Annotated in this window: 18 protein-coding genes; 14 read left to right on the plus strand and 4 right to left on the minus strand. The window is 69.7% G+C overall.

Annotated elements, in window-relative coordinates:
- The first annotated feature begins 178 nt into the window (after nucleotides 1–178).
- The 4 genes from RBJ65_RS27285 to aroQ all read left to right on the plus strand — a co-directional run bounded on the left by RBJ65_RS27285 (nucleotide 179) and on the right by aroQ (nucleotide 3360).
- On the plus strand, nucleotides 179–1153 hold the full coding sequence (locus RBJ65_RS27285) for a TerC family protein (protein WP_306322553.1): 975 nt from the start codon (nucleotides 179–181) through the stop codon (nucleotides 1151–1153).
- Between the two features lie 129 nt (nucleotides 1154–1282).
- Nucleotides 1283–1585, plus strand: coding sequence for a hypothetical protein (locus RBJ65_RS27290; protein WP_306322554.1), 303 nt, complete (start codon nucleotides 1283–1285; stop codon nucleotides 1583–1585).
- A gap of 101 nt (nucleotides 1586–1686) precedes the next feature.
- Nucleotides 1687–2787: a calcium:proton antiporter gene (locus RBJ65_RS27295; RefSeq protein ID WP_306322555.1), complete on the plus strand. Its 1101-nt coding sequence runs from the start codon at nucleotides 1687–1689 to the stop codon at nucleotides 2785–2787.
- A gap of 99 nt (nucleotides 2788–2886) precedes the next feature.
- Nucleotides 2887–3360 (plus strand): type II 3-dehydroquinate dehydratase, encoded by a 474-nt coding sequence (gene aroQ / locus RBJ65_RS27300; RefSeq protein WP_306322556.1) that lies wholly within the window; start codon nucleotides 2887–2889, stop codon nucleotides 3358–3360.
- Between the two features lie 52 nt (nucleotides 3361–3412).
- Here aroQ and RBJ65_RS27305 read toward each other — a convergent pair whose 3' ends face one another.
- Together RBJ65_RS27305 and RBJ65_RS27310 are read right to left on the minus strand one after the other, a co-directional pair.
- Nucleotides 3413–4069, minus strand: a complete 657-nt coding sequence (locus RBJ65_RS27305; RefSeq protein ID WP_306322557.1) for an MBL fold metallo-hydrolase — start codon at nucleotides 4067–4069, stop codon at nucleotides 3413–3415.
- A 9-nt stretch (nucleotides 4070–4078) separates the two neighbouring features.
- Nucleotides 4079–4810 (minus strand): maleylpyruvate isomerase family mycothiol-dependent enzyme, encoded by a 732-nt coding sequence (locus RBJ65_RS27310; RefSeq protein WP_306322558.1) that lies wholly within the window; start codon nucleotides 4808–4810, stop codon nucleotides 4079–4081.
- Nucleotides 4811–5106: 296 nt separating this feature from the next.
- On the opposite strand from RBJ65_RS27310, the gene uvrA reads away from it, so the two are divergent.
- Nucleotides 5107–8184: an excinuclease ABC subunit UvrA gene (gene uvrA / locus RBJ65_RS27315; RefSeq protein WP_306322559.1), complete on the plus strand. Its 3078-nt coding sequence runs from the start codon at nucleotides 5107–5109 to the stop codon at nucleotides 8182–8184.
- Nucleotides 8185–8294: 110 nt separating this feature from the next.
- Here uvrA and RBJ65_RS27320 read toward each other — a convergent pair whose 3' ends face one another.
- Nucleotides 8295–9236: a carbohydrate kinase gene (locus tag RBJ65_RS27320; protein WP_306322560.1), complete on the minus strand. Its 942-nt coding sequence runs from the start codon at nucleotides 9234–9236 to the stop codon at nucleotides 8295–8297.
- A gap of 281 nt (nucleotides 9237–9517) precedes the next feature.
- Here RBJ65_RS27320 and RBJ65_RS27325 point away from each other — a divergent pair, with 281 nt between their 5' ends.
- The gene (locus RBJ65_RS27325) at nucleotides 9518–9940 is read left to right on the plus strand and encodes a Rieske (2Fe-2S) protein (RefSeq protein WP_306322561.1); all 423 of its coding nucleotides are present in this window, start codon (nucleotides 9518–9520) and stop codon (nucleotides 9938–9940) included.
- Between the two features lie 57 nt (nucleotides 9941–9997).
- Here the strand turns inward: RBJ65_RS27325 and RBJ65_RS27330 are convergent, their stop codons facing one another.
- Nucleotides 9998–10948, minus strand: coding sequence for a hypothetical protein (locus RBJ65_RS27330; protein ID WP_306322634.1), 951 nt, complete (start codon nucleotides 10946–10948; stop codon nucleotides 9998–10000).
- 263 nt (nucleotides 10949–11211) lie between these two features.
- Between RBJ65_RS27330 and RBJ65_RS27335 the strand changes: the two genes are divergently transcribed.
- The 8 genes from RBJ65_RS27335 (at nucleotide 11212) to gap (ending at nucleotide 22266) form a co-directional block, all read left to right on the plus strand.
- Nucleotides 11212–11829, plus strand: a complete 618-nt coding sequence (locus tag RBJ65_RS27335; protein WP_306322562.1) for a papain-like cysteine protease family protein — start codon at nucleotides 11212–11214, stop codon at nucleotides 11827–11829.
- 5 nt (nucleotides 11830–11834) lie between these two features.
- Nucleotides 11835–12638, plus strand: a complete 804-nt coding sequence (locus tag RBJ65_RS27340) for a hypothetical protein (RefSeq protein WP_306322563.1) — start codon at nucleotides 11835–11837, stop codon at nucleotides 12636–12638.
- A gap of 80 nt (nucleotides 12639–12718) precedes the next feature.
- On the plus strand, nucleotides 12719–14800 hold the full coding sequence (gene uvrC / locus RBJ65_RS27345) for an excinuclease ABC subunit UvrC (RefSeq protein ID WP_306322564.1): 2082 nt from the start codon (nucleotides 12719–12721) through the stop codon (nucleotides 14798–14800).
- A 107-nt stretch (nucleotides 14801–14907) separates the two neighbouring features.
- Entirely contained in the window at nucleotides 14908–15912 is a 1005-nt protein-coding gene (rapZ, locus tag RBJ65_RS27350; RefSeq protein ID WP_372341409.1) for an RNase adapter RapZ, read from the plus strand.
- A complete protein-coding gene (yvcK, locus tag RBJ65_RS27355; protein WP_306322565.1) occupies nucleotides 15909–16946 on the plus strand; it encodes a uridine diphosphate-N-acetylglucosamine-binding protein YvcK in 1038 nt (345 codons plus the stop codon). Before rapZ ends, yvcK begins: the two co-directional genes overlap by 4 nt.
- Entirely contained in the window at nucleotides 16937–17962 is a 1026-nt protein-coding gene (gene whiA / locus RBJ65_RS27360) for a DNA-binding protein WhiA (RefSeq protein WP_306322566.1), read from the plus strand. Before yvcK ends, whiA begins: the two co-directional genes overlap by 10 nt.
- 161 nt (nucleotides 17963–18123) lie before the next feature.
- Complete coding sequence (locus RBJ65_RS27365; protein ID WP_306322567.1) at nucleotides 18124–21063, plus strand: M14 family metallopeptidase; 2940 nt, start codon at nucleotides 18124–18126, stop codon at nucleotides 21061–21063.
- 192 nt (nucleotides 21064–21255) lie between these two features.
- A complete protein-coding gene (gene gap / locus RBJ65_RS27370; protein WP_306322568.1) occupies nucleotides 21256–22266 on the plus strand; it encodes a type I glyceraldehyde-3-phosphate dehydrogenase in 1011 nt (336 codons plus the stop codon).
- Nucleotides 22267–22277: the final 11 nt, after the last annotated feature.

Raw genomic sequence — 22277 nt, forward strand, 5'->3', positions numbered from 1 at the left:
GACGCGGAGGGGAGTATTCCAACGCGGCGTTCCCGTCAGTACGGACACAGGCCCTGTGCCTGCGATCCCGGGGCGTCGGCCCGAGGCGCGCTCAGGCGCTCGGGTGGAAGAGACCTCCGGCAGCGACGACGCTGATCAGTAGCCGTACGACGCCGGAGGCGCAGTAGTGGACGTATCAATGACTGTGTGGGTGCTGACCGTTCTCGGTCTGTGCGCCCTCATCGCGGTCGACTTCTTCATCGGGCGAAAGCCCCACGACGTATCGATCAAGGAAGCGGGCATCTGGACCGTCGTCTGGATCGCGCTCGCCGCGCTGTTCGGCGTCGGCGTCTCGATCTGGGGCAGCGGCCAGGCCGGCGGCGAGTTCTTCGCGGGATTCATCACCGAGAAGTCGCTCAGTGTGGACAACCTCTTCGTCTTCATCCTGATCATGGCGAAGTTCTCGGTCCCCTCACACCTGCAGCAGCGCGTGCTGCTCTTCGGTGTGCTGATCGCGCTCGTGCTGCGGGCGATCTTCATCGCGGCGGGCGCGGCCATCATCGCCAGCTTCTCGTGGGTCTTCTACATCTTCGGTGCCTTCCTCCTGTACACCGCCTGGAAGCTCATCCAGGACGCGATGTCGGACGAGGAGGAGGACTGGGACGAGAACCGCGTCCTTAAGTCGATCGAAAAGAAGTTCGGCGTCGCGGACAAGTACCACGGCACCAAGCTGTTCATCCAGCAGCACGGCAAGAAGGTCATGACGCCGCTGTTCGTCGTCATGCTGGCCATCGGCATGACCGACGTGCTGTTCGCGATGGACTCGATCCCGGCGATCTTCGGCCTGACCCAGGACCCGTACATCGTCTTCACCGCCAACGCGTTCGCGCTGATGGGTCTGCGCCAGCTGTACTTCCTCATCGGCGGACTGCTCAAGAAGCTGGTGCACCTCAGCTACGGCCTGTCGGTGATCCTCGGATTCATCGGCGTGAAGCTGATCCTGCACGCGCTGCACGAGTCGGGGGTGCACGTACCGGAGATCTCCATCCCGGTCTCGCTCTCCGTCATCTGCGGCGTCCTGATCATCACGACGATCACCAGCCTCATCGCCTCGAAGAAGCAGGCCGAGAAGGACGCGGCCGAAGGGGCTCAGAAGGACAGCATCGAGGCCTGACGGCGTCGAGCGTAGGAATTACCAGCACCGGGAGCGGTGCGCGGCCGATTGTCGCGTGCCCCTCCCGGTGCTTCTTTGTGCCCTGAGCGCGTTCCGCAGGGGCGTGGGAGCACGACGGGGGAGGTCCCCATGAAGTACGTCCAGATCATCGACTTCGAGTCCCAGCGGTTCGGCGAGATGCGCGAGCTCCTCGAGGCCTTCGAGCAGCGCATGAAGGGCACCGAGGGCGGCCCCACGCACCGGATCATGCTCAAGGACCGGGACACCACGGGACGCTATCTCGCGATCATCGAGTTCGAGTCCTACGAGGACGCGATGCGCAACAACGAACGCCCCGAGGTGGCCGAGCTCAACCAGCGCCTTACAGCCCTGTGCAGCCGCCCGCCGGCCTTCATCAACTGCGACCTCAAGGACATGCGCGAGCTCAAGTGACGTACGGGCGCGGCGCCCTGCGTCCGCCGGGCGCCGCGCTTCGAGAAGCCGCGCCGCTTCGAGAAGTCGCGCCCCCGCCCCGCCGCGGGCACCATCGATGAATGATCACCAAAGTCCGGGCGCTGAGTACGCAGTGGACCGCGGTGGTGCCACTGATCGCGATCGTGTTGCTCGCGTTCACCTGGGGGCGCGAGCTGCCGGGGGCCGTGGTCGCCGTGGTCGCGGTGGTCCTCGCGGTCTCCGTGCTCGCGGCGGTGCACCACGCCGAGGTCGTCGCCCACCGGGTCGGCGAGCCCTTCGGCTCGCTCGTCCTCGCCGTCGCCGTGACGATCATCGAGGTCGCGCTGATCGTCACCCTGATGGCCGACGGCGGCGCCAAGAGCTCCACCCTCGCCCGCGACACCGTGTTCGCCGCCGTCATGATCACCTGCAACGGCATCGTCGGTGTCAGCCTGCTCGCCGCCGCGCTGCGGCACCGCGTGGCCGTCTTCCAGTCCGAGGGCACCGGCGGGGCCCTCGCCACCGTGGCCACGCTCGCGACGCTCTGCCTGGTCCTGCCGACCTTCACCACCAGCAAGCTCGGCCCCGAGTTCTCCACCTCGCAGCTGGTCTTCGCCGCCGTCGCCGCGCTCGTCCTGTACGGACTCTTCGTCGCGACGCAGACCGTGCGCCACCGCGACTACTTCCTGCCGATCACCAAGCACGGCGAGGTCATCGACGCCGACGACCACGCCGAGGTGCCGAGCACGAAGACCGCCCTGATCAGCCTCGGCCTGCTCGCGCTCGCCCTGGTCGCCGTCGTCGGGCTCACCAAGGGCGTCTCGAAGACGATCGAGCACGGAGTGGCGGCGGCCGGGATGCCGCAGGCGGTGGTCGGCGTGATCATCGCGCTGCTCGTGCTGCTGCCCGAGACCATCGCTGCTCTGCGCGCTGCGCGCCGGGACCGCGTGCAGACGAGCCTCAACCTCGCGCTCGGCTCGTCCATGGCGAGCATCGGCCTCACGGTGCCGGCCGTCGCCATCGCCTCGTACTGGCTGACAGGCCCGCTCGTCCTCGGGCTCGGCGCCACGCACATGGTGCTGCTCGCGCTGACCATGGTGGTCGCCACCCTCACCATCGTGCCCGGCCGTGCCACGCCTCTACAGGGAGGCGTGCATCTGGTGATCCTCGCCGCGTACATCGAACTCGCGGTCACGCCCTGACCGTTGCGCGCGTGGTCGCCTGTGCACCCACCGCCCTTCGGGCGGCAGTGGCGCCGTGATAGACCCTCAAGGAGCAAACGCTCTTCTACGGAGGTCATCGTGCCGCGCACGCTCGCCAACGCCCCGATCATGGTTCTCAACGGCCCGAACCTGAACCTGCTCGGCAAGCGCCAGCCGGAGATCTACGGCCGCGACACCCTCGCCGACGTCGAGGCCCTGTGTGTGAAGGCCGCCACCGCGCACGGCGCCACCGTGGACTTCCGGCAGTCCAACCACGAGGGCGAGCTGGTCGACTGGATCCACGAGGCACGCGAGAACCACGTCGGCATCGTCATCAACCCCGCCGCCTACTCGCACACCTCCGTGGCGATCCTGGACGCGCTCAACACCTGCGACGGCATGCCGGTGGTGGAGGTCCACATCTCCAACATCCACCAGCGCGAGGAGTTCCGGCACCACTCCTACGTATCGCTGCGTGCCGACGGCGTGATCGCCGGGTGCGGCGTGCAGGGCTACGCGTTCGGCGTGGAGCGGGTGGCGGCGCTCGCCGCGCCGGGGACGGCGCAGGCGTAACGCGCGCTTCCCCGACGAACGCGCGCCTACCCGATAGGGGGCACCAAAAAGGTCACCAACCCCGCTCGCGCCACTCCTGGATGTGGGGACGCTCGGCGCCCAGCGTCGTGTCGTTCCCGTGTCCCGGGTAGACCCACGTCTCGTCCGGCAGCGTGCCGAAGATCTTCGTCTCCACGTCGCCGATCAGGCTCGCGAAGGCCTCGGGGTCCTTCCACGTGTTGCCCACGCCACCCGGGAACAGGCAGTCGCCCGTGAAGACGTGCGGGTGGCCGTGCGGGTCGTCGTAGACCAGGGCGATCGAACCGGGCGTGTGGCCGACCAGGTGGCGGGCCGTGAGCGTGATCCGGCCGAACTCGATGGTGCCCCCGTCGGCGACCGCCACGTCCGTCGCCACCGGGATGCCCTCGACGTCCTCGCGCCCCGCGTACGTGCGCGCGCCGGTCGCCGCCACGACCTCCTGGAGGGCCTGCCAATGGTCGCCGTGCCGGTGGGTGGTGACGACGGCCGCGATGCCGTCCGCGCCGATGAGGCTCAGCAGGGTCTCCGGCTCGTTCGCCGCGTCGATCAGGAGCTGCTGATCGGTCGCGCGGCACCGCAACAGATACGCGTTGTTGTCCATCGGGCCGACCGCGACCTTGGAGATCATCAGGTCCTGCAACTCGTGCACATCCGCCGGGCCGCCGACCTTCACCGCTCCGCTGTACGTCATGGATTCAGCCTATAGCGGGGGCAAGGTCGGCAGGGAGCCCCGGTCGACGGCGAGGGCGCCGCCGTCCCTGCGGCCCGCGAGCCAGCCCAGGAGGTCGGCCTGGCGGCCCGTGACGACGATGCCGAGCTCGGGGTCGGGCTTCGCGCCCGCCTTGATCTCCTCCAGGGAGAACTTCTGCACGTCCCCGGTGGAGATCATCCGGCCGTCGTCCTGCTTGATCAGCAGGGGTGGCAGCCCGGGGTGGTCCCGGAAGCGCTTCGCGAGGAAGTTGATCTCCCGCTGGGTGAACTCGGCCGAAAGATCCTCCAGTTCGTATCCGATCCCGAGGTCCACATGGTGCAGCTCGACCTCGATCCAGCGCCGGAACGGCACGTTCGAGGCAAGGTCCTTCACGCCGTTGCGCAGCTCCACCGTGCGCGCCCAGTCGGCGTCCGCGGCCCCGAGGCGCTGGAACCGCTCGGCGCTGTCCTGTACGTCGCCGAGCTGCTCGCGCAGTCCGCGCGGGGCATCCCGCTCGATGTCGGCGTCCCGGGCCTGGGCGCTCTCGTACATGGGGCGGCCCTCGAGGACGTTGACGAGCGCGTCCGCGTTGCGGGCGAGGTGGGCGAGAACGTGCCCGCGGCTCCACCCCGGTAGCCGTGACGGCCCGGCCACGGCGGCGTTGTCCAGGGTGCCGACCGCGGCGAGCAGCCGGTCGGTCGCTTCGCGTACTGACGCCAGGTCGCGCACATGATCACTCATGGCGCCGACGATAGCCCTGTGACACGTTCGGGTGAAGGTGGCCGACGGCCCACATGAATCGAATGTGCGTGCTATATGGTCGAAGGCGGCGTCGGGCATGCTGGAAGTTCTGGGCGGGGCGTTTTGTTACCAACCAGGGAATCCGACCGGCGTTGTCAGTGGCTCCCTCTAGTCTTCGAAGGACAGCCTTCTCAGGGCCGCTCCGTCCCGATCACGGCGTGAGCGCCCGCGAGAGTCAGACCTCGAGAGGCGGGGGCCCGCCCCTGTCACTTATCTCAAGAAAGGTGCGGACCGGCGTGGCCGACCGTCTCATCGTCCGTGGCGCGCGCGAGCACAATCTTCGGAATGTCTCGCTCGACCTCCCGCGCGACTCCCTCATCGTCTTCACCGGTCTGTCCGGCTCCGGTAAGTCCTCCCTCGCGTTCGACACGATCTTCGCCGAGGGGCAGCGCCGGTACGTCGAGTCGCTGTCCTCGTACGCCCGCCAGTTCCTCGGCCAGATGGACAAGCCGGACGTCGACTTCATCGAGGGCCTCTCGCCGGCCGTCTCCATCGACCAGAAGTCGACCTCGCGCAACCCGCGCTCGACGGTCGGCACCATCACCGAGGTCTACGACTACCTGCGGCTGCTCTTCGCGCGCGTGGGCAAGCCGCACTGCCCCGAGTGCGGCCGCCCCATCGCCCGCCAGTCGCCGCAGGCCATCGTCGACAAGGTTCTGGAGCTGCCCGAGGGCAGCCGCTTCCAGGTCCTTTCGCCGCTGGTGCGCGAGCGCAAGGGCGAGTTCGTCGACCTCTTCAGCGACCTGCAGACCAAGGGCTACTCCCGCGCACGCGTGGACGGGCAGACCATCCAGCTGTCCGAGCCGCCGACACTGAAGAAGCAGGAGAAGCACACCATCGAGGTGGTCGTCGACCGCCTCACCGTGAAGAGCACCGCCAAGCGCCGCCTGACCGACTCCGTGGAGACCGCCCTCGGCCTCTCCGGCGGCATGGTCGTGCTCGACTTCGTCGACCTCCCCGAGGACGACCCCGAGCGCGAGCGCATGTACTCGGAGCACCTGTACTGCCCGCACGACGACCTGTCCTTCGAAGAGCTGGAGCCCCGCTCCTTCTCCTTCAACTCGCCCTTCGGCGCCTGCCCCGACTGCACCGGCATCGGTACGCGCATGGAGGTCGACCCCGAGCTGATCGTCCCGGACGAGGACAAGTCGCTCGACGAGGGCGCCATCCACCCGTGGTCGCACGGCCACACCAAGGACTACTTCGGCCGCCTCATCGGCGCACTCGCGGACGCCCTCGGATTCCGTACGGACATCCCCTTCGCCGGCCTCCCGCAGCGCGCCAAGAAGGCGCTCCTGAACGGCCACAAGACGCAGATCGAGGTCCGCTACCGCAACCGGTACGGGCGCGAGCGCCGCTACACGACGCCCTTCGAAGGCGCCGTCCCGTTCGTGAAGCGCCGCCACAGCGAGGCCGAGTCGGACACCAGCCGTGAGCGCTTCGAGGGCTACATGCGCGAGGTGCCCTGCCCCACCTGTGAGGGCACGCGCCTCAAGCCGCTGATCCTGTCCGTCACGATCATGGGCAAGTCGATCGCCGAGGTCTCGGCGATGTCGATCAGCGACTGCGCCGACTTCCTGAGCGAGCTGAAGCTCAACGCGCGCGACAAGAAGATCGCCGAGCGCGTCATGAAGGAGGTCAACGAGCGGCTGCGCTTCCTCGTCGACGTCGGCCTCGACTATCTGTCCCTGAACCGCGCGGCGGGCACCCTCTCCGGCGGCGAGGCCCAGCGCATCCGGCTCGCCACGCAGATCGGCTCGGGGCTCGTCGGCGTCCTGTACGTGCTCGACGAGCCGTCCATCGGCCTGCACCAGCGCGACAACCACCGCCTCATCGAGACGCTCGTGCGGCTGCGCGACATGGGCAACACGCTCATCGTCGTCGAGCACGACGAAGACACCATCAAGGTCGCCGACTGGATCGTCGACATCGGCCCCGGCGCGGGCGAGCACGGCGGCAAGGTCGTGCACAGCGGCCCGTTGAAGGAGCTGCTGAGCAACGCCGAGTCGATGACCGGCCAGTACCTGGCGGGCAAGAAGGCCATCGCGATCCCGGACATCCGCCGCCCCGTGGACCCGGGGCGCCGCCTCACCGTGCACGGCGCCAAGGAGAACAACCTCCAGGACATCGACGTGTCCTTCCCGCTGGGCGTCCTCACGGCCGTCACCGGCGTCTCCGGATCCGGCAAGTCGACGCTGGTGAACGACATCCTGTACACGCACCTGGCAAGGGAGTTGAACGGGGCGCGCTCCGTTCCCGGTCGGCACACGCGCGTGGACGGCGACGACCTCGTCGACAAGGTCGTGCACGTCGACCAGTCGCCCATCGGCCGCACCCCGCGGTCGAACCCGGCGACGTACACCGGAGTCTTCGACAACGTCCGCAAGCTGTTCGCCGAGACGACCGAGGCGAAGGTCCGCGGCTACCTGCCGGGGCGCTTCTCCTTCAACGTCAAGGGCGGCCGCTGCGAGAACTGCTCCGGCGACGGCACCATCAAGATCGAGATGAACTTCCTGCCGGACGTCTACGTCCCGTGCGAGGTCTGCCACGGAGCCCGGTACAACCGGGAAACCCTTGAGGTCCACTACAAGGGCAAGTCCATCTCCGAGGTCCTGGACATGCCGATCGAGGAGGCGCTCAGCTTCTTCGAGGCCGTCCCGGCGATCTCCCGCCACCTGAAGACGCTCAACGACGTGGGCCTCGGCTACGTCCGGCTCGGCCAGCCCGCGCCGACGCTCTCCGGTGGTGAGGCGCAGCGCGTCAAGCTCGCCAGCGAGCTGCAGAAGCGGTCCACGGGCCGCACGGTGTACGTGCTCGACGAGCCGACCACCGGCCTGCACTTCGAGGACATCAGCAAGCTCATCACGGTGCTGTCCGGCCTCGTCGACAAGGGCAACACGGTCATCGTCATCGAGCACAACCTCGACGTCATCAAGACCGCCGACTGGATCGTCGACATGGGCCCCGAGGGCGGCAGCGGCGGCGGTCTCGTCGTCGCGGAGGGCACCCCGGAGCAGGTCGCGGCCATCACGACCAGCCACACCGGCAAGTTCCTGCGCGACAGTCTCGGCTCCGACCGGGTCAGCGACGCGGCCGTGCCCGCGGCGCGCCCCCGCAAGGCGGCGAAGAAGACCGTGGCGGCCACGAAGGCACCCGCCAAGAAGACGGCCACGGCGAAGACGGCCGCCACCAAGGCGACCGCTGCTACGAAGAAGGCGTCGGCGGCGAAGTCCACCACCGCGGCCAAGACCACCAAGGCCGCGGCGAAGAAGCCCGCCGCCAAGAAGGCGACCGGCCGGGCCCGCAAGGCCTGAGCCGTCCGGCACGCGCGACAGCGCCCGGCGCCCCGTGGGAACTCCCCACGGGACGCCGGGCGTTGAGCATTCAGGCAGCTAGGCAGCTAGGCAGCTAGGCAGCTAGGCAGCTACGACCAGGCCGGCCCCACCAGCTCCGTCGCATACGGCGGCTCCGCCCCCGCCCGTGAGCACGTGATCGCCGCCGCCCGCGCGGCGAACCGCAGCAGCCGTGACCAGTCCTCGCCGTCGAGCCCGGCGAGCGCGCCGGGGGAGAGGGCGCCCTGGCGCGAGAGCCCGTGCAGCAGCGCGGCGTTGACGGTGTCACCGGCACCGATCGTGTCCACGACGTCGACCCGCTCACCCGGCACCGCGTGCTCGCCCCCGTCCCGCGTGCAGACACGGAGCCCGTCCCCGCCGCGCGTCACCACCACGGCGGCGGGCCCCGCGGCCAGCCACTCCTGCGGCGTGCCACCGAGCCACTCGGCGTCGTCCTCGGAGAGCTTCAGCAGCGTCGTCGAGGCGAGCCAGCTCTTGAAGCGGGCCCGGTAGGCGTCCGCGTCCGGGATCAGTCCGGCCCGGATGTTCGGGTCGAGCGTCGTGAACACGCCCTGCGCGGCGGCCGACCGCATCATGTCCTCGTACGCCGTGGCGCCCGGCTCAAGGGCCAGCGAGCAGGTCCCGAACGACACCGCGCGCGTACCGGCCGGAAGCGCCTGTGGCGCCGCGAAGAACCGGTCTGCGGTCCCCTCCACGTAGAACGAGTACCCGGCGGAGCCGTCGGCGCCGATCGAGGCGACCGCGAGCGTCGTCGGCTCGTCGCCCCGCTGCACCGGGGTCACATCCACCTCCGCCGCCCGCAGGCCGCCCAGCAGGGCCTCGCCGAAGGCGTCACGCGACACCCGTGAGCAGAACGCCACGGGGGAGCCGAGCCGGCCGAGCGCCACCGCCGTGTTGTACGGGCCGCCGCCGAGCCGTGGGGCGAGGGCGGGCAGCTCGGGGGCCGGGCCGCCGTCGGCATCCACGTCCTGCGGGACGAGGTCGATCAGGGCCTCTCCGGCGACGACGATCACGGTGCTTCCTCTCGGGCGGGCGGACGGTTTCGCCTGTGGTCAACTGTGGGCAACTTCGCCTGTGGTCAACTGTGGGCAACGACGACGCTAGAGCCTCCCGGCGCCCGTGGCACCCACCTCTCCCGAAGCGGGCACGCCGAGGGCCCAGGCGGGCACAGGGGCCCCGTGAAGTGCCCGAATCCCCACCGGTATCGTCTGATCTGTCGCCCTCGTTCCCCTGCGCGGGCGCCCCCCGTTGCCCCGCGCGGGCGCCCCCGTCCCGCCCCACCCGTGGAGTCCCCATGCCCGGCCCGTCCTCTCCGATGTCCCGCCGCACCGCCCTGCGCGGAGCGGCCGTCGCGGGGGCGGCAGGCCTCGGCCTCACGGCGTGCTCCACGGAGTCCGGCGGCGCGGCGGCACCCACGGAACCGGTCGACCTCGGAAAGGCCGACGCCGTGCCCGAGGGCGGAGCGAAGCTCTACAAGGACGAGCACGTCGTCGTGAGCCGTACGGAGAACGGCGACTACAAGGCGTTCAGCACCATCTGCACCCACGCGCACTGCCCGATCGGCATGCTGAAGGGCACCGAACTCACCTGCAACTGCCACGGCAGCAAGTTCGACGCCACGACCGGCAAGGTGCTGCACGCCCCGGCGACCGAGCCGCTGGAGGAGCTGTCGGTGAAGGTCAAGAGCGGCAAGCTGGTCGCGAGCCCCAAGAAGTAGCCAATCGCGCGCCCCCAACAGCAGCCCGGCGCCCGCCCCGAGAAGCGGCCCGCGGCTTCACTCCCAGTCCCACCCGATCCCCACAAGCCCCGCCCGCACCTGCGGCTCCACCACGTGCACCGCCCGGTGTCGGCCGCTCAGCGTCAGCTCGTGCCGGCCGCCGCGCGGGCCCGCGGCCGACTGCTGGGCGAAGCGGTGGCAGCGTACGGGCAGCGCGTCGTCCGTGAAACGGACCTGGAGCGCGTACTGGCCCCCGGCGAAGCTGAACCCGCGCACGTACTCGGTGGAGGAGCCCGCCGTCCCGTCCTCGAAGCCGTACTGGAACAGATGGGTGTCACCGGCCCGAAGCCGCGCGTCGAAGAGGAGTTCCGCGACCAGGACGCCCGCCCCGTCGTCCCAACGCACCCTCCCCGTACGGCAGTTCTCCATGGCGGACACCGCCACATTCGACGGGGTGCACCCCGGGTCGCCATGGTGGATGGCCACATAACGATCCACGCCGTCGCGGTGTGCCCGCACGATCTGCTGCGAGTCCCTGCCGAGGAGCTGCCGGCGCGCCCCGATCCGCACCCGCTCGTGGTGACCGACGGTGTGCAGCCCGCCGTCCAGCGGCGACTCCAGCTCCGCGAGCAGCCGCTCGACGGCCCCGGACGCCTCGATGAGCGAACGGTACGAACGGGCCGCCGGGCGCTGCGTCGCGGCCTTGTCGGGAGCCGGGCCGAGCAGCCGGATCAGTGACTCCTCGGGCAGTTCGAGGATCTCCTCCAGCGCCCGCACGGCCCGCATCGACTCGGGGCGCTGGGGTCGTCGCGCGCCCTGCTGCCAGTAACTCAGGCTGGTGACGCCGATGTTGACGCCGCGGCGGGCCAGATGGTGGCGCACGCGGTGCAGCGGCAGCCTACGGGCGGTGATCGCGGCGCGCAGGGCGCTGTGGAACGGGCCGGAGCGCAGCGCCGCTTCCAGGTCCGGTACCTGTGCCGCTTCCGTCTGTCGTTCGCCGAGCCGCATCCGGGCCTCCTGCTTGTGCGCGCTCCACCCGCGGGCCGCCGCTGTGAACATTCACATCGCCGCGCGAGGTGTTCGCGCCGGTCGGAGCGGGGCGGCTGGTGGGCGTACGAGGTTGTTTCACATGCGTACGAGGTCGTTCACCGCCCCAAGTCACCCGGCATTGAAGCGTGTTGACCTGCCCCCGACAAGACTTGATGCTCGTCCTCGCGTCCGGACGCGCTCCTCACCCCACGTACCGCTCGTACTGTCCAGGGAGGACCGCGATGCGCACAAGCCCCACCACTCGACCACGCACAGGCGTCGGACGCCGCAGACGGCTGCGTACGGCGGCCCTGGCGGTCGCGGCGACGGCGGCGCTCACGCTGCCCGTCGGCACGGCACACGCGGAGGACTCCGTCCTCGCATCCAAGCGCCTGAACATCACCATGCAGGCGCAGCAGAAGACGAACTGGTGCTGGGCCGCGAGCGGCAACACCATCGCGACGTGGTTCGGCGGGAACTACTCGCAGAACCAGTTCTGCAACGCCGCCTTCGGGCGCGCGCAGGGCTCCGACTGCCCCAACTACCAGGCCACCCTCGGCAACGTGCAGGACGGCCTCTACTGGGCGGGCGTCAACCCCGGCTCGTACGTGACCGGTTGGCTGCGCTACCCGACCGTACAGGGCGAGATCAACGGCAACCGGCCCGTCGAGACCCGCATCCAGTGGTCGAGCGGCGGTGGCCACATGCACGTCCTGTACGGCTACGACGACGCGAACAGCTGGGTCTACTGGGGCGACCCCTGGCCCTCCAACAGCCGCTACAACTGGGCGTCCCACGCCTGGTACGTCGGCAACAGCTCCTTCTCCTGGACCCACTCGCTGTACCGGATCGGGGCGTGAGCGCGATGACACGACGCACCCGCATCGCCGCCTCCGCCGTCACCGGCGCCGCCGCGACCCTCCTGCTCGGCCTCGCGGCCCCGCACGCGAGCGCGACGCCCACGACACCCACCCCGGTCTCCGAGCACGCGCGCGTGGCGGCCCACGACGCGGCGGTGGCGGACGGCACCCTGGACACGCTGTCCCGCTTCTTCGCCCGCGACGGCGCGCTCACCAAGTCGGCCGCCGCGCCCCGCATAGAAGGCGAGCGGGCCGTACCCGTCTACTACTTGTCGCGTGACTTCGTCGCGGGCAAGAAGGGCGCGGACATCGCGGAGCCGGAATTCCTTGCTTCGAAGGCGGTGGCGTCGGACGGCCGGAAGGCGTCCCTGTGGACCGTCGAACAGAACGGCTCCTGGAAGGTGGTCAACATCGCCTCCGGAGACGACGAGACCCGCTACGCCGACCTCGGCCACCGCGAGCTCCCCGGCGGCACCGTCTTCCACGAACCACAGATCAACGCCTGGTACGTGGCCGACCACGCGCGCGTACTGCCGCTCGACGCGGACGCCGTACGAGCCGTCGGCCGCGCCGGAACCTCCGTGTCGGCCTACCGCGCCCGCGTCGCCCGCGCCTACGGCGACAAGCTGCCCGGCTCCGCGTACGCGAAGAAGGGCGAGGCGGGCGGCTACGGCCCGGCGGCCGCGACGGCACCCGGGAAGCCCGGCCCGGAACCGACCGCCACGGTCGCCGGAGCCGGAGTCCTCGCGGCGGCCCTCGGCCTGACCGGCGTCGCCGTGCGCCGCGCCCGTTCGCGCCGCGTGAACTGACCGTCCCCCGCCCCGGGGTGCCCGGCGCGACCGCCGCCGGGCACCCCGGACTGTCACACCCCGCAAGTAGGGTGTCTGACATGGCCGACCCCTCCAGCTACCGCCCCAAGCCGGGACAGATCCCCGACTCCCCAGGGGTGTACAGGTTCCGCGACGAGCACCGCCGGGTGATCTACGTCGGGAAGGCGAAGAGCCTGCGCCAGCGCCTGGCGAACTACTTCCAGGACCTGGCGAACCTGCACCCCCGGACCCGCACGATGGTCACCACGGCGGCGTCCGTGGAGTGGACGGTGGTGTCCACGGAGGTCGAGGCGCTGCAGCTGGAGTACTCCTGGATCAAGGAGTACGACCCCCGGTTCAACGTCAAGTACCGCGACGACAAGAGCTATCCGTACCTCGCGGTGACCATGAACGAGGAGTTCCCGCGGGTCCAGGTGATGCGCGGCCAGAAGAAGAAGGGCGTGCGCTACTTCGGTCCGTACGGGCACGCGTGGGCGATCCGCGACACGGTGGACCTGCTCCTGCGCGTCTTCCCCGTCCGCACGTGCTCCAAGGGCGTGTTCAACAACGCGGAGCGCACCGGCCGGCCCTGCCTGCTCGGCTACATCGGCAAGTGCTCGGCGCCCTGCGTCGGCCGCGTCACCCCCGAGGAGCACCGCGAACTCGCCGAGGAGTTCTGCGACTTCATGGCGGGCCGCACGGGGACGTACATCCGGCGCCTGGAGAAGGACATGGCGTCGGCGGCCGACGAGATGGAGTACGAGCGGGCGGCCCGCCTGCGCGACGACATCGAGGCCCTGAAGAAGGCCATGGAGAAGAGCGCCGTCGTCCTCACCGACGCCACCGACGCCGATCTCGTCGCCCTCGCCGAGGACGAGCTGGAGGCGGCCGTCCAGATCTTCCACGTGCGCGGCGGACGCGTGCGCGGCCAGCGCGGCTGGGTCACCGACAAGGTCGAGGCGGTCACCAGCGCGGGCCTCGTCGAGCACGCGCTCCAGCAGCTCTACGGAGAGGAGTCCGGGGACGCCGTCCCCAAGGAGGTCCTCGTCCCCGCGCTGCCCGACCCCCTGGAGCCCGTCCAGGCCTGGCTCACCGAGCGCCGCGGGTCGAACGTGTCGTTGCGCATCCCGCAGCGCGGCGACAAGAAGGCCCTCATGGAGACGGTCCACCGCAACGCGCAGCAGGCGCTCGTCCTGCACAAGACGAAGCGCGCCTCCGACCTCACCACGCGCTCGCGCGCGCTTGAGGAGATCGCGGCGGCCCTCGACCTGGACAGCGCCCCGCTGCGCATCGAGTGCTACGACATCTCGCACCTCCAGGGCGACGACGTCGTGGCCTCCATGGTCGTCTTCGAGGACGGCCTGGCCCGCAAGAGCGAGTACCGCCGCTTCGAGATCAAGGGCTTCGAGGGGCAGGACGACGTCCGCTCCATGCACGAGGTCATCACCCGCCGCTTCAAGCGCTACCTCGCCGCCCAGGAGAAGTCGCGCGAGTGGTCGGACGAGGAGCTGGCCGCCGCCGAGACCGCGGACGACACGGGCCCCGAGGAGTCGCGCCTCACCGAGGACGACGGCAGGCCCAAGAAGTTCGCCTACCCCCCGCAGCTCGTGGTGGTCGACGGCGGGCAGCCGCAGGTCGCGGCGGCCAAGCGGGCCCTGGACGAGCTGGGCATCGACGACATCGCGGTGTGCGGCCTCGCCAAGCGCCTCGAAGAGGTCTGGGTGCCGGACGAGGAGGACCCGGTGGTCCTGCCCCGCACCAGCGAAGGGCTGTACCTGCTCCAGCGCGTGCGCGACGAGGCGCACCGCTTCGCGATCACGTACCAGCGCACCAAGCGGGCCAAGCGTTTCCGGGCGGGCCCGCTGGACGAGGTGCCGGGGCTCGGGGACTCGCGCAAGCAGGCGCTGCTCAAGTACTTCGGTTCGGTGAAGCGGCTGAGGGCTGCCACCATCGACCAGATCTGCGAGGTTCCCGGGATAGGCCGCAAGACGGCCGAGGCCATCGTGGCGGCCTTCTCCAAGGCCGCGCCCTCGGCTCCGGCTGTGAATACGGCCACCGGAGAGATCATTGAAGACGAAGCGGTCGGTACGACGGACGTGCCGACCAGTGGGGAACCCGTCAGAGCGGGGGCCCCGGAGGAACGACGGGGGCAGGAGACATGAGCGAGCAGGACCACGAGAGCAGCGAAAACAGCGACCACAGTGACACGAGCGGCACGCCACAGGGCCCCGCAGCACACGAACAGCCGCAACCACAGCACGGAGCACAAGTGAGCACGGGCACGGGATCAGGCACAGGAGAAGGCAAGGACACCAGCACCAGCACCAGCACCAGCGCCGGCACGGGCACGGGCGGCGACCCCGGCGCGGGCAAGCCCGCCGACACGCCGAGCGCCCCCGGCGTCCCCGACACCGCCATCCCCGAGCTGGTGATCATCTCCGGGATGTCGGGCGCGGGCCGCTCCACGGCGGCGAAGTGCCTGGAGGACCTCGGCTGGTTCGTCGTCGACAACCTGCCGCCCGCGCTGATCCCCACCATGGTGGAGCTCGGCGCCCGCTCGCAGGGCAACGTGGCGCGGATCGCGGTCGTCGTCGACGTACGAGGACGCCGCTTCTTCGACAACCTCCGGCAGTCCCTCGCCGACCTGGAGGCCAAGCACGTCACACGGCGCATCGTCTTCCTGGAGTCCTCCGACGAATCCCTGGTGCGCCGCTTCGAGTCGGTGCGCCGCCCGCACCCCCTCCAGGGCGACGGCCGCATCGTCGACGGCATCGCCGCCGAACGCGAGCTCCTGAGAGAGCTGCGCGGCGACGCGGACCTGGTCATCGACACCTCCAGCCTGAACGTGCACGAGCTGCGCGCCAAGATGGACGCCCAGTTCGCCGGCGAGGAGGAGCCCGAGCTGCGGGCCACCGTCATGTCGTTCGGCTTCAAGTACGGCCTCCCGGTCGACGCCGACCTCGTCGTCGACATGCGCTTCCTGCCGAACCCGCACTGGGTCCCCGAGCTGCGCCCCTTCACCGGGCTCAACGAGGAGGTGTCGAACTACGTCTTCTCGCAGCCCAGCGCCAAGGAGTTCCTCGACCGCTACACCGAGCTGCTCCAGCTCATCGCCGCCGGTTACCGCCGCGAGGGCAAGCGCTACGTGACGATCGCCGTCGGCTGCACGGGCGGCAAGCACCGCTCCGTCGCGACCTCGGAGAAGCTCGCCGCCCGCCTCGCTTCGCAAGGCGTCGAGACGGTGGTCGTCCATCGGGACATGGGACGGGAATGACAGGACGTACGCTGCGGCTCACCAGCAGGATCCGCCGCAGAACCTCACCGGTGACGCCCGGCAAGGGCACCACCCCGAAGGTCGTCGCCCTCGGCGGCGGCATGGGCCTGTCGGCGTCCCTGGCCGCGCTGCGCCGCATCACGAACAACCTCACCGCCGTCGTCACGGTCGCCGACGACGGCGGCTCCAGCGGACGCCTGCGCGACGAACTGGGCGTGCTGCCGCCCGGCGACCTGCGCAAGGCCCTCGCGGCGCTGTGCGGGGACGACGACTGGGGCCAGACCTGGGCCCGCGTCATCCAGCACCGCTTCCAGTCCAAGGGCGACCTGCACGAGCACGCGGTCGGCAATCTGCTGATCGTCGCCCTGTGGGAGCAGCTCGGCGACCACGTCCAGGCGCTCGACCTGGTCGGCAAGCTGCTCGGCGCGCAGGGCCGGGTGCTGCCCATGTCCGCCGTGCCGCTGGAGCTCCAGGCGCAGGTCAAGGGGCACGATCCGACACGCCCGGACGACATCGAGACCGTACGGGGTCAGGCCACGGTCGCGCTGACCCGCGGCGAGGTCCAGTCGGTGCACGTGGTGCCGCGCGATCCGCCGGCCGTTCCGGAGGCCGTGGCCGCCGTGCGCGACGCGGACTGGGTGGTGCTTGGCCCCGGCTCCTGGTTCTCCTCCGTGATCCCGCACCTGCTGGTCCCGGAGCTGCTCGACGCGCTGGTCGAGACGAAGGCCCGCAAGGTCCTCTCACTGAACCTCGCGCCCCAACCGGGAGAAACCGAAGGGTTCTCCCCGCAGCGTCATTTGGAGGTTTTGGGACGACACGCCCCTAAACTCGCCTTGGACGTGGTGCTGGCCGACGAGGCCGCCGTGCCCGATCGCGAGTCCCTCACCGAAGAAGCCAAGGAGCGCTTCGGTGCCGCGGTCGAGCTGGCGCCGGTGGCCAGGCCCGACGGCACACCGAGGCATGATCCGGAGCTGTTGGCCGCCGCGTACGACCGTATTTTTCGGATGCATGGAAGGATCGGCCCATGGCGATGACGGCAGCGGTGAAGGACGAGATCTCCCGGCTTCCCGTCACCCGGACCTGCTGCAGGAAGGCCGAGGTCTCGGCGATCCTGCGGTTCGCGGGCGGCCTTCACCTGGTGAGCGGCCGCATCGTGATCGAGGCGGAGCTGGACACCGCGATGGCCGCACGGCGGCTCAAGCGGGACATTCTCGAGATCTTCGGGCACAGCTCGGAGCTGATCGTGATGGCGCCCGGCGGGCTGCGACGCGGTTCGCGGTTCGTTGTACGGGTGGTGGCGGGCGGCGACCAGCTGGCCCGCCAGACGGGCCTGGTGGACGGCCGCGGCCGTCCGATCCGGGGCCTGCCCCCGCAGGTGGTCTCGGGGGCCACCTGCGACGCGGAGGCGGCCTGGCGCGGCGCGTTCCTCGCGCACGGCTCGCTCACCGAGCCGGGGCGCTCCAGCTCGCTGGAGGTGACCTGCCCCGGGCCCGAGGCGGCGCTCGCGCTGGTCGGCGCCGCCCGCCGCCTCCAGATCGCGGGCAAGGCCCGCGAGGTGCGCGGCGTGGACCGCGTGGTGGTGCGTGACGGCGACGCGATCGGCGCGCTGCTCACCAGGATGGGCGCGCACGAGTCGGTGCTCGCCTGGGAGGAGCGGCGGATGCGCCGCGAGGTGCGCGCCACGGCGAACCGCCTCGCGAACTTCGACGACGCGAACCTGCGCCGCTCGGCCCGCGCCGCGGTCGCCGCAGGAGCCCGCGTGCAGCGCGCCCTGGAGATCCTCGCCGACGACGTGCCCGAGCACCTCGCCGCCGCCGGGCGGCTGCGCATGGAGCACAAGCAGGCCTCCCTCGAGGAGCTGGGCGCGCTCGCCGACCCGCCGCTGACCAAGGACGCCGTCGCGGGCCGCATCCGCCGGCTGCTCGCCATGGCGGACAAGCGGGCGCAGGACCTCGGTATCCCCGGCACGGAGTCCAACATCACGGAGGACATGACCGAGGACATGGCGGAGGACATGGCCGAGGAGATGGCGGACAACCTGGCGGGCTGAATCCGCCTGAAGTTCAACCGGCCGGTGGTGACGCCCAGTTGAGGGCGTCACCACCGGCCTTTTCGCCCCCTTGACTTGACCATGAACCGTCATGAGTCTGGCGCTTGTTCGCTTCTGCGGCATCGCGCCACAACCGTGGCAGACAACTGCAAGGGGGGCTCATGCGTCGAAGAGCGGGGCAAAGAGCGGGACGAAGAGCGAGATCGATCCTCGCTGTCGGAGCGCTTGTTCTGGGGGTGGGCGGCGCGGCACTCGCGCCCGTCGCTCACGCGGACAACGGTCCGGCGAAGGACAACCCGGGCGCGGACGCCATCAAGGTGTTCCGCGCCGACGTGTCGAAGGAGCAGATACCGCTGCTGCTCCAGGCCGGCCAGGACGGCCACGAACTCAGCGAGCAGGCGCCGAAGAAGGGCACCGCGAAGGTCGAGGTCTACCTCACCGACAAGCAGGCCGACAGTCTTCGTAAGAAGGGCGTCGAGCTCACCGAGCACGAGCTGACCGCCAAGGCCACGGCCCGCGTGAAGGCCGCGGGCGACGGAGTCTTCCGCCCGTACAGCGGCGCGGGCGGCCTCCAGGAGGAGATCCTGCGCACCGGCCAGGAGCACCCCGACCTCACGAAGGTCGTCTCCATCGGCAAGACGCTCCAGGGCCAGGACATCCTCGCGCTCAAGCTCAGCAAGGGCGCCAAGAAGGTCACGGACGGCGCGAAGCCGTCCGTGCTCTACATGTCGAACCAGCACGCGCGCGAGTGGATCACCCCGGAGATGACCCGCCGCCTGATGCACCACTACGTGGACAACTACTCCAAGGACGCACGCATCAAGAAGCTCGTCGACTCCACGGAGATGTGGTTCGTCCTCTCCGCCAACCCCGACGGCTACGACTGGACGTTCAAGGACCCGGCCAACCGCCAGTGGCGCAAGAACATGCGCGACAACAACGGCGACGGCAAGTACACTACCGGCGACGGCGTCGACCTCAACCGCAACTTCGCCTACAAGTGGGGCTACGACGACGAGGGTTCCTCACCCCAGCCCGCGAGCCAGACGTACCGCGGCACGGGTCCGGGCTCCGAGCCCGAGACCAAGGCCCTGGACGCCTTCGAGAAGCGGATCGGCTTCGACTACGCCATCAACTACCACTCCGCGGCCGAACTGCTCCTCTACGGAGTGGGCTGGCAGGTCGCCACGCCGACCCCGGACGACGTGATCTACAAGGCGCTCGCCGGCACCCCGGAGAAGTCCGCGATCCCCGGCTACCACCCGCAGGTGTCGTCCGAGCTGTACACGACGAACGGCGAGGCCGACGGGCACGCGGGCAACGTGAACGGCATCTCGATGTTCACGCCCGAGATGAGCACCTGCCAGACCGCGTCGAACAGCGACCCGGGCGACGAGTGGAACGCCGCCGACTGCGCGTCCATCTTCACGTTCCCGGACGACGAGAAGCTCATCCAGGCCGAGTTCGAGAAGAACATCCCCTTCGCGATGTCCGTCGCCGAGACCGCCACGCACCCGGACCAGCCGTCGTCCTCGGTCGGCATGGAGGCGCCCGACTTCACCCCGGCGAAGTTCACGACTTCGTACGCGCGCGGTGGTGACCAGGAAGTCTCCGTGATCGCGCGGAAGTCGGTCCGTGAGAAGGAGCTGAACTACCGGATCAATGGCGGTCGTTCGCACGATGAGGAATTGCGCGCCTGGAAGGGCGGCGAGACCTACGGAGGCGACGACAATCTGCACTTCGACGCCTATAGGGCGAAGGTCGAGGGTGCCGATGTGGGTGACAAGGTAGAGGTGTGGTTCACCGGGAGAACGAAATCCGGAAAGCCCACTAGTAGTGAGCACTTCACCTACTCCGTGGCCGTACGCGACAAGGGTGACACTCTTGTCGTCGCGGAGAACGACGCGGCAGGTACCCAAACAGGCGCCTACGTAGACGCGCTCAAGGCGGCGGGCCGCTCCCCGGTCGTCTGGAACGTCGCCAGGCAGGGCGCGCCCGACCCCCTCGCGGTCCTCGGTCACTTCAAGGCGGTCGTCCACTACACGAGCGCCGACCGGCCGACCCTCGCCACCCAACTCGCCATCCGCGACTACCTGAACGAGGGCGGCAAGCTCGTCGAGGCCGGCGAGAAGGCGGGCGGCTCCGTCGACATCGTCGACACCACGACGAACGACTTCAGCCAGTACTACCTCGGCGCCTACTCCCGCACCGCCGCCCCCGTGGCGACCCGCTTCGACGGCTCCGGCGCCCTCGACGGCGTCGCCGCGGACCTCGGCGACGCCCCCGGCAACCCGCTCAACAGCCCCGGCCTGTACGAGGCGACCTCCGCCACGCTGCCGCAGTTCACCAGCGCGGGGGCGGGCCAGTACGAAGGCGCGGGCATGGCCGCCGCCGTCCACACCGACGACGCGTACAAGCGCCTGACCCGCACGATCGACCTCACCCAGGTCACCGCGGCCCAGCAGCCGTCCCTGCGGACGCAGCTCCTGTGGGACACCGAGCCGGGCTACGACCACGTACTCCTGGAGGCGCACACCACCGGAGCGGAGGACTGGACGACGCTCCCCGACAAGGACGGTCTGACCTCGAACAAGGTGCCCACCGAGTGCGAGGCGGGCTTCTTCGTCCAGGACCACCCGGCGCTCACCCGCTACCTGACGCCGAGCGGCTCCGCCTGCGGCAACACCGGCACCTCCGGCCAGTGGAACAGCCTCACCGGCTCCTCCGACGACTGGAAGACGGTCACGTACGACCTGAGCGCCTACGCGGGCAAGACCGTGGAGGTCTCCCTGAGTTACGTGAGCGACCCCGGCACCGGCGGTGAGGGCGTGCGCGCGGACAACGCCTCCGTCGTCATCGGGGGACAGGCCACCGAGACCGAGGGCTTCGAGACGTCCCTGGGCGTCTGGAGCGTCCCCGGACCGCCCGCGGGCAGCCCGCCCGCCGTGAAGGACTGGGCGCTCGCCAAGGACCTGTTCACGACGTACGGCGCCATCAGCACCCCGGACACCGTGCTCCTCGGATTCGGCCTGGAACACGTCACCGCGACCGCCGACAGAAATGCGCTCATCAGAAAGGCCCTGCGCTCAATTAGCGACTGATCAAGGCCGGAATTACCCGCGAAATACACAGCGGCCCGTACGTTACTGACGAGTACGGGCCGCTGTGCCCTACATAGAGTCGCTCGATGTCACCCCAAACGCTTATGGGGGGTAGGGTCGGAGGCGGTCGGGGACATCCCAATAAATCTCGCCGGCGTCGATACTCCGGCGTACCAACGAGGAGATCGGTTCGTGACGATCCGCGTAGGCATCAACGGCTTTGGCCGCATCGGTCGTAACTACTTCCGCGCGCTGCTTGAGCAGGGTGCGGACATCGAGATCGTGGCTGTCAACGACCTGGGTGACACCGCGACCACCGCGCACCTCCTGAAGTACGACACCATCCTGGGCCGCCTCAAGGCCGAGGTGTCGCACACCGAGGACACCATCACCGTCGACGGCCACACCATCAAGGTGCTGTCCGAGCGCAACCCCGCCGACATCCCGTGGGGCCAGCTGGGCGTCGACATCGTGGTCGAGTCCACGGGCATCTTCACGAAGAAGGCCGACGCCGAGAAGCACATCGCCGGCGGCGCCAAGAAGGTCCTCATCTCGGCTCCGGCCAAGGAAGAGGACATCACCATCGTGATGGGTGTCAACCAGGACCAGTACGACCCGGCGAACCACCACGTCATCTCGAACGCGTCCTGCACCACCAACTGTGTGGCGCCGATGGCGAAGGTTCTCGACGAGAACTTCGGCATCGTCAAGGGCCTTATGACGACGGTTCACGCGTACACGAACGACCAGCGCATCCTGGACTTCCCGCACTCGGACCTGCGCCGCGCCCGCGCCGCCGCGGAGAACATCATCCCGACCACGACGGGTGCCGCCAAGGCCACCGCCCTGGTCCTGCCGCAGCTCAAGGGCAAGCTCGACGGCATCGCGATGCGCGTCCCGGTCCCGACCGGATCGGCCACCGACCTGGTCGTCGACCTGCAGCGCGAGGTCACCAAGGACGAGGTCAACGCCGCGTTCAAGAAGGCGGCCGACGACGGTCCGCTCAAGGGCATCCTGTTCTACACCGAGGACCCGATCGTGTCGTCCGACATCGTCAGCGACCCGGCTTCCTGCACCTTCGACTCCTCCCTGACGATGGTCCAGGAGGGCAAGACGGTGAAGATCCTCGGCTGGTACGACAACGAGTGGGGCTACTCCAACCGCCTCGTCGACCTGACCACCTTTGTCGGCGGCCAGCTCTGAGCCCTCTAAGG

It is taken from the genome of Streptomyces sp. KL109B (genome assembly GCF_030766935.1).
GTDB lineage: Bacteria > Actinomycetota > Actinomycetes > Streptomycetales > Streptomycetaceae > Streptomyces.

What these genes read in the sequence shown, in the direction of transcription:
- RBJ65_RS27305 (WP_306322557.1), bottom strand. Translation starts at nt 4,069, where the DNA reads ATGACGTACAGCGGAGCGGTGAAGGTCGGCGGCCCGGCGGATGTGCAC.
- RBJ65_RS27290 (WP_306322554.1), top strand. Translation starts at nt 1,283, where the DNA reads ATGAAGTACGTCCAGATCATCGACTTCGAGTCCCAGCGGTTCGGCGAG.
- RBJ65_RS27335 (WP_306322562.1), top strand. Translation starts at nt 11,212, where the DNA reads ATGCGCACAAGCCCCACCACTCGACCACGCACAGGCGTCGGACGCCGC.
- RBJ65_RS27295 (WP_306322555.1), top strand. Translation starts at nt 1,687, where the DNA reads ATGATCACCAAAGTCCGGGCGCTGAGTACGCAGTGGACCGCGGTGGTG.
- RBJ65_RS27365 (WP_306322567.1), top strand. Translation starts at nt 18,124, where the DNA reads ATGCGTCGAAGAGCGGGGCAAAGAGCGGGACGAAGAGCGAGATCGATC.
- whiA (WP_306322566.1), top strand. Translation starts at nt 16,937, where the DNA reads ATGGCGATGACGGCAGCGGTGAAGGACGAGATCTCCCGGCTTCCCGTC.
- uvrC (WP_306322564.1), top strand. Translation starts at nt 12,719, where the DNA reads ATGGCCGACCCCTCCAGCTACCGCCCCAAGCCGGGACAGATCCCCGAC.
- RBJ65_RS27340 (WP_306322563.1), top strand. Translation starts at nt 11,835, where the DNA reads ATGACACGACGCACCCGCATCGCCGCCTCCGCCGTCACCGGCGCCGCC.
- yvcK (WP_306322565.1), top strand. Translation starts at nt 15,909, where the DNA reads ATGACAGGACGTACGCTGCGGCTCACCAGCAGGATCCGCCGCAGAACC.
- RBJ65_RS27325 (WP_306322561.1), top strand. Translation starts at nt 9,518, where the DNA reads ATGCCCGGCCCGTCCTCTCCGATGTCCCGCCGCACCGCCCTGCGCGGA.
- RBJ65_RS27285 (WP_306322553.1), top strand. Translation starts at nt 179, where the DNA reads ATGACTGTGTGGGTGCTGACCGTTCTCGGTCTGTGCGCCCTCATCGCG.
- RBJ65_RS27310 (WP_306322558.1), bottom strand. Translation starts at nt 4,810, where the DNA reads ATGAGTGATCATGTGCGCGACCTGGCGTCAGTACGCGAAGCGACCGAC.
- RBJ65_RS27330 (WP_306322634.1), bottom strand. Translation starts at nt 10,948, where the DNA reads ATGCGGCTCGGCGAACGACAGACGGAAGCGGCACAGGTACCGGACCTG.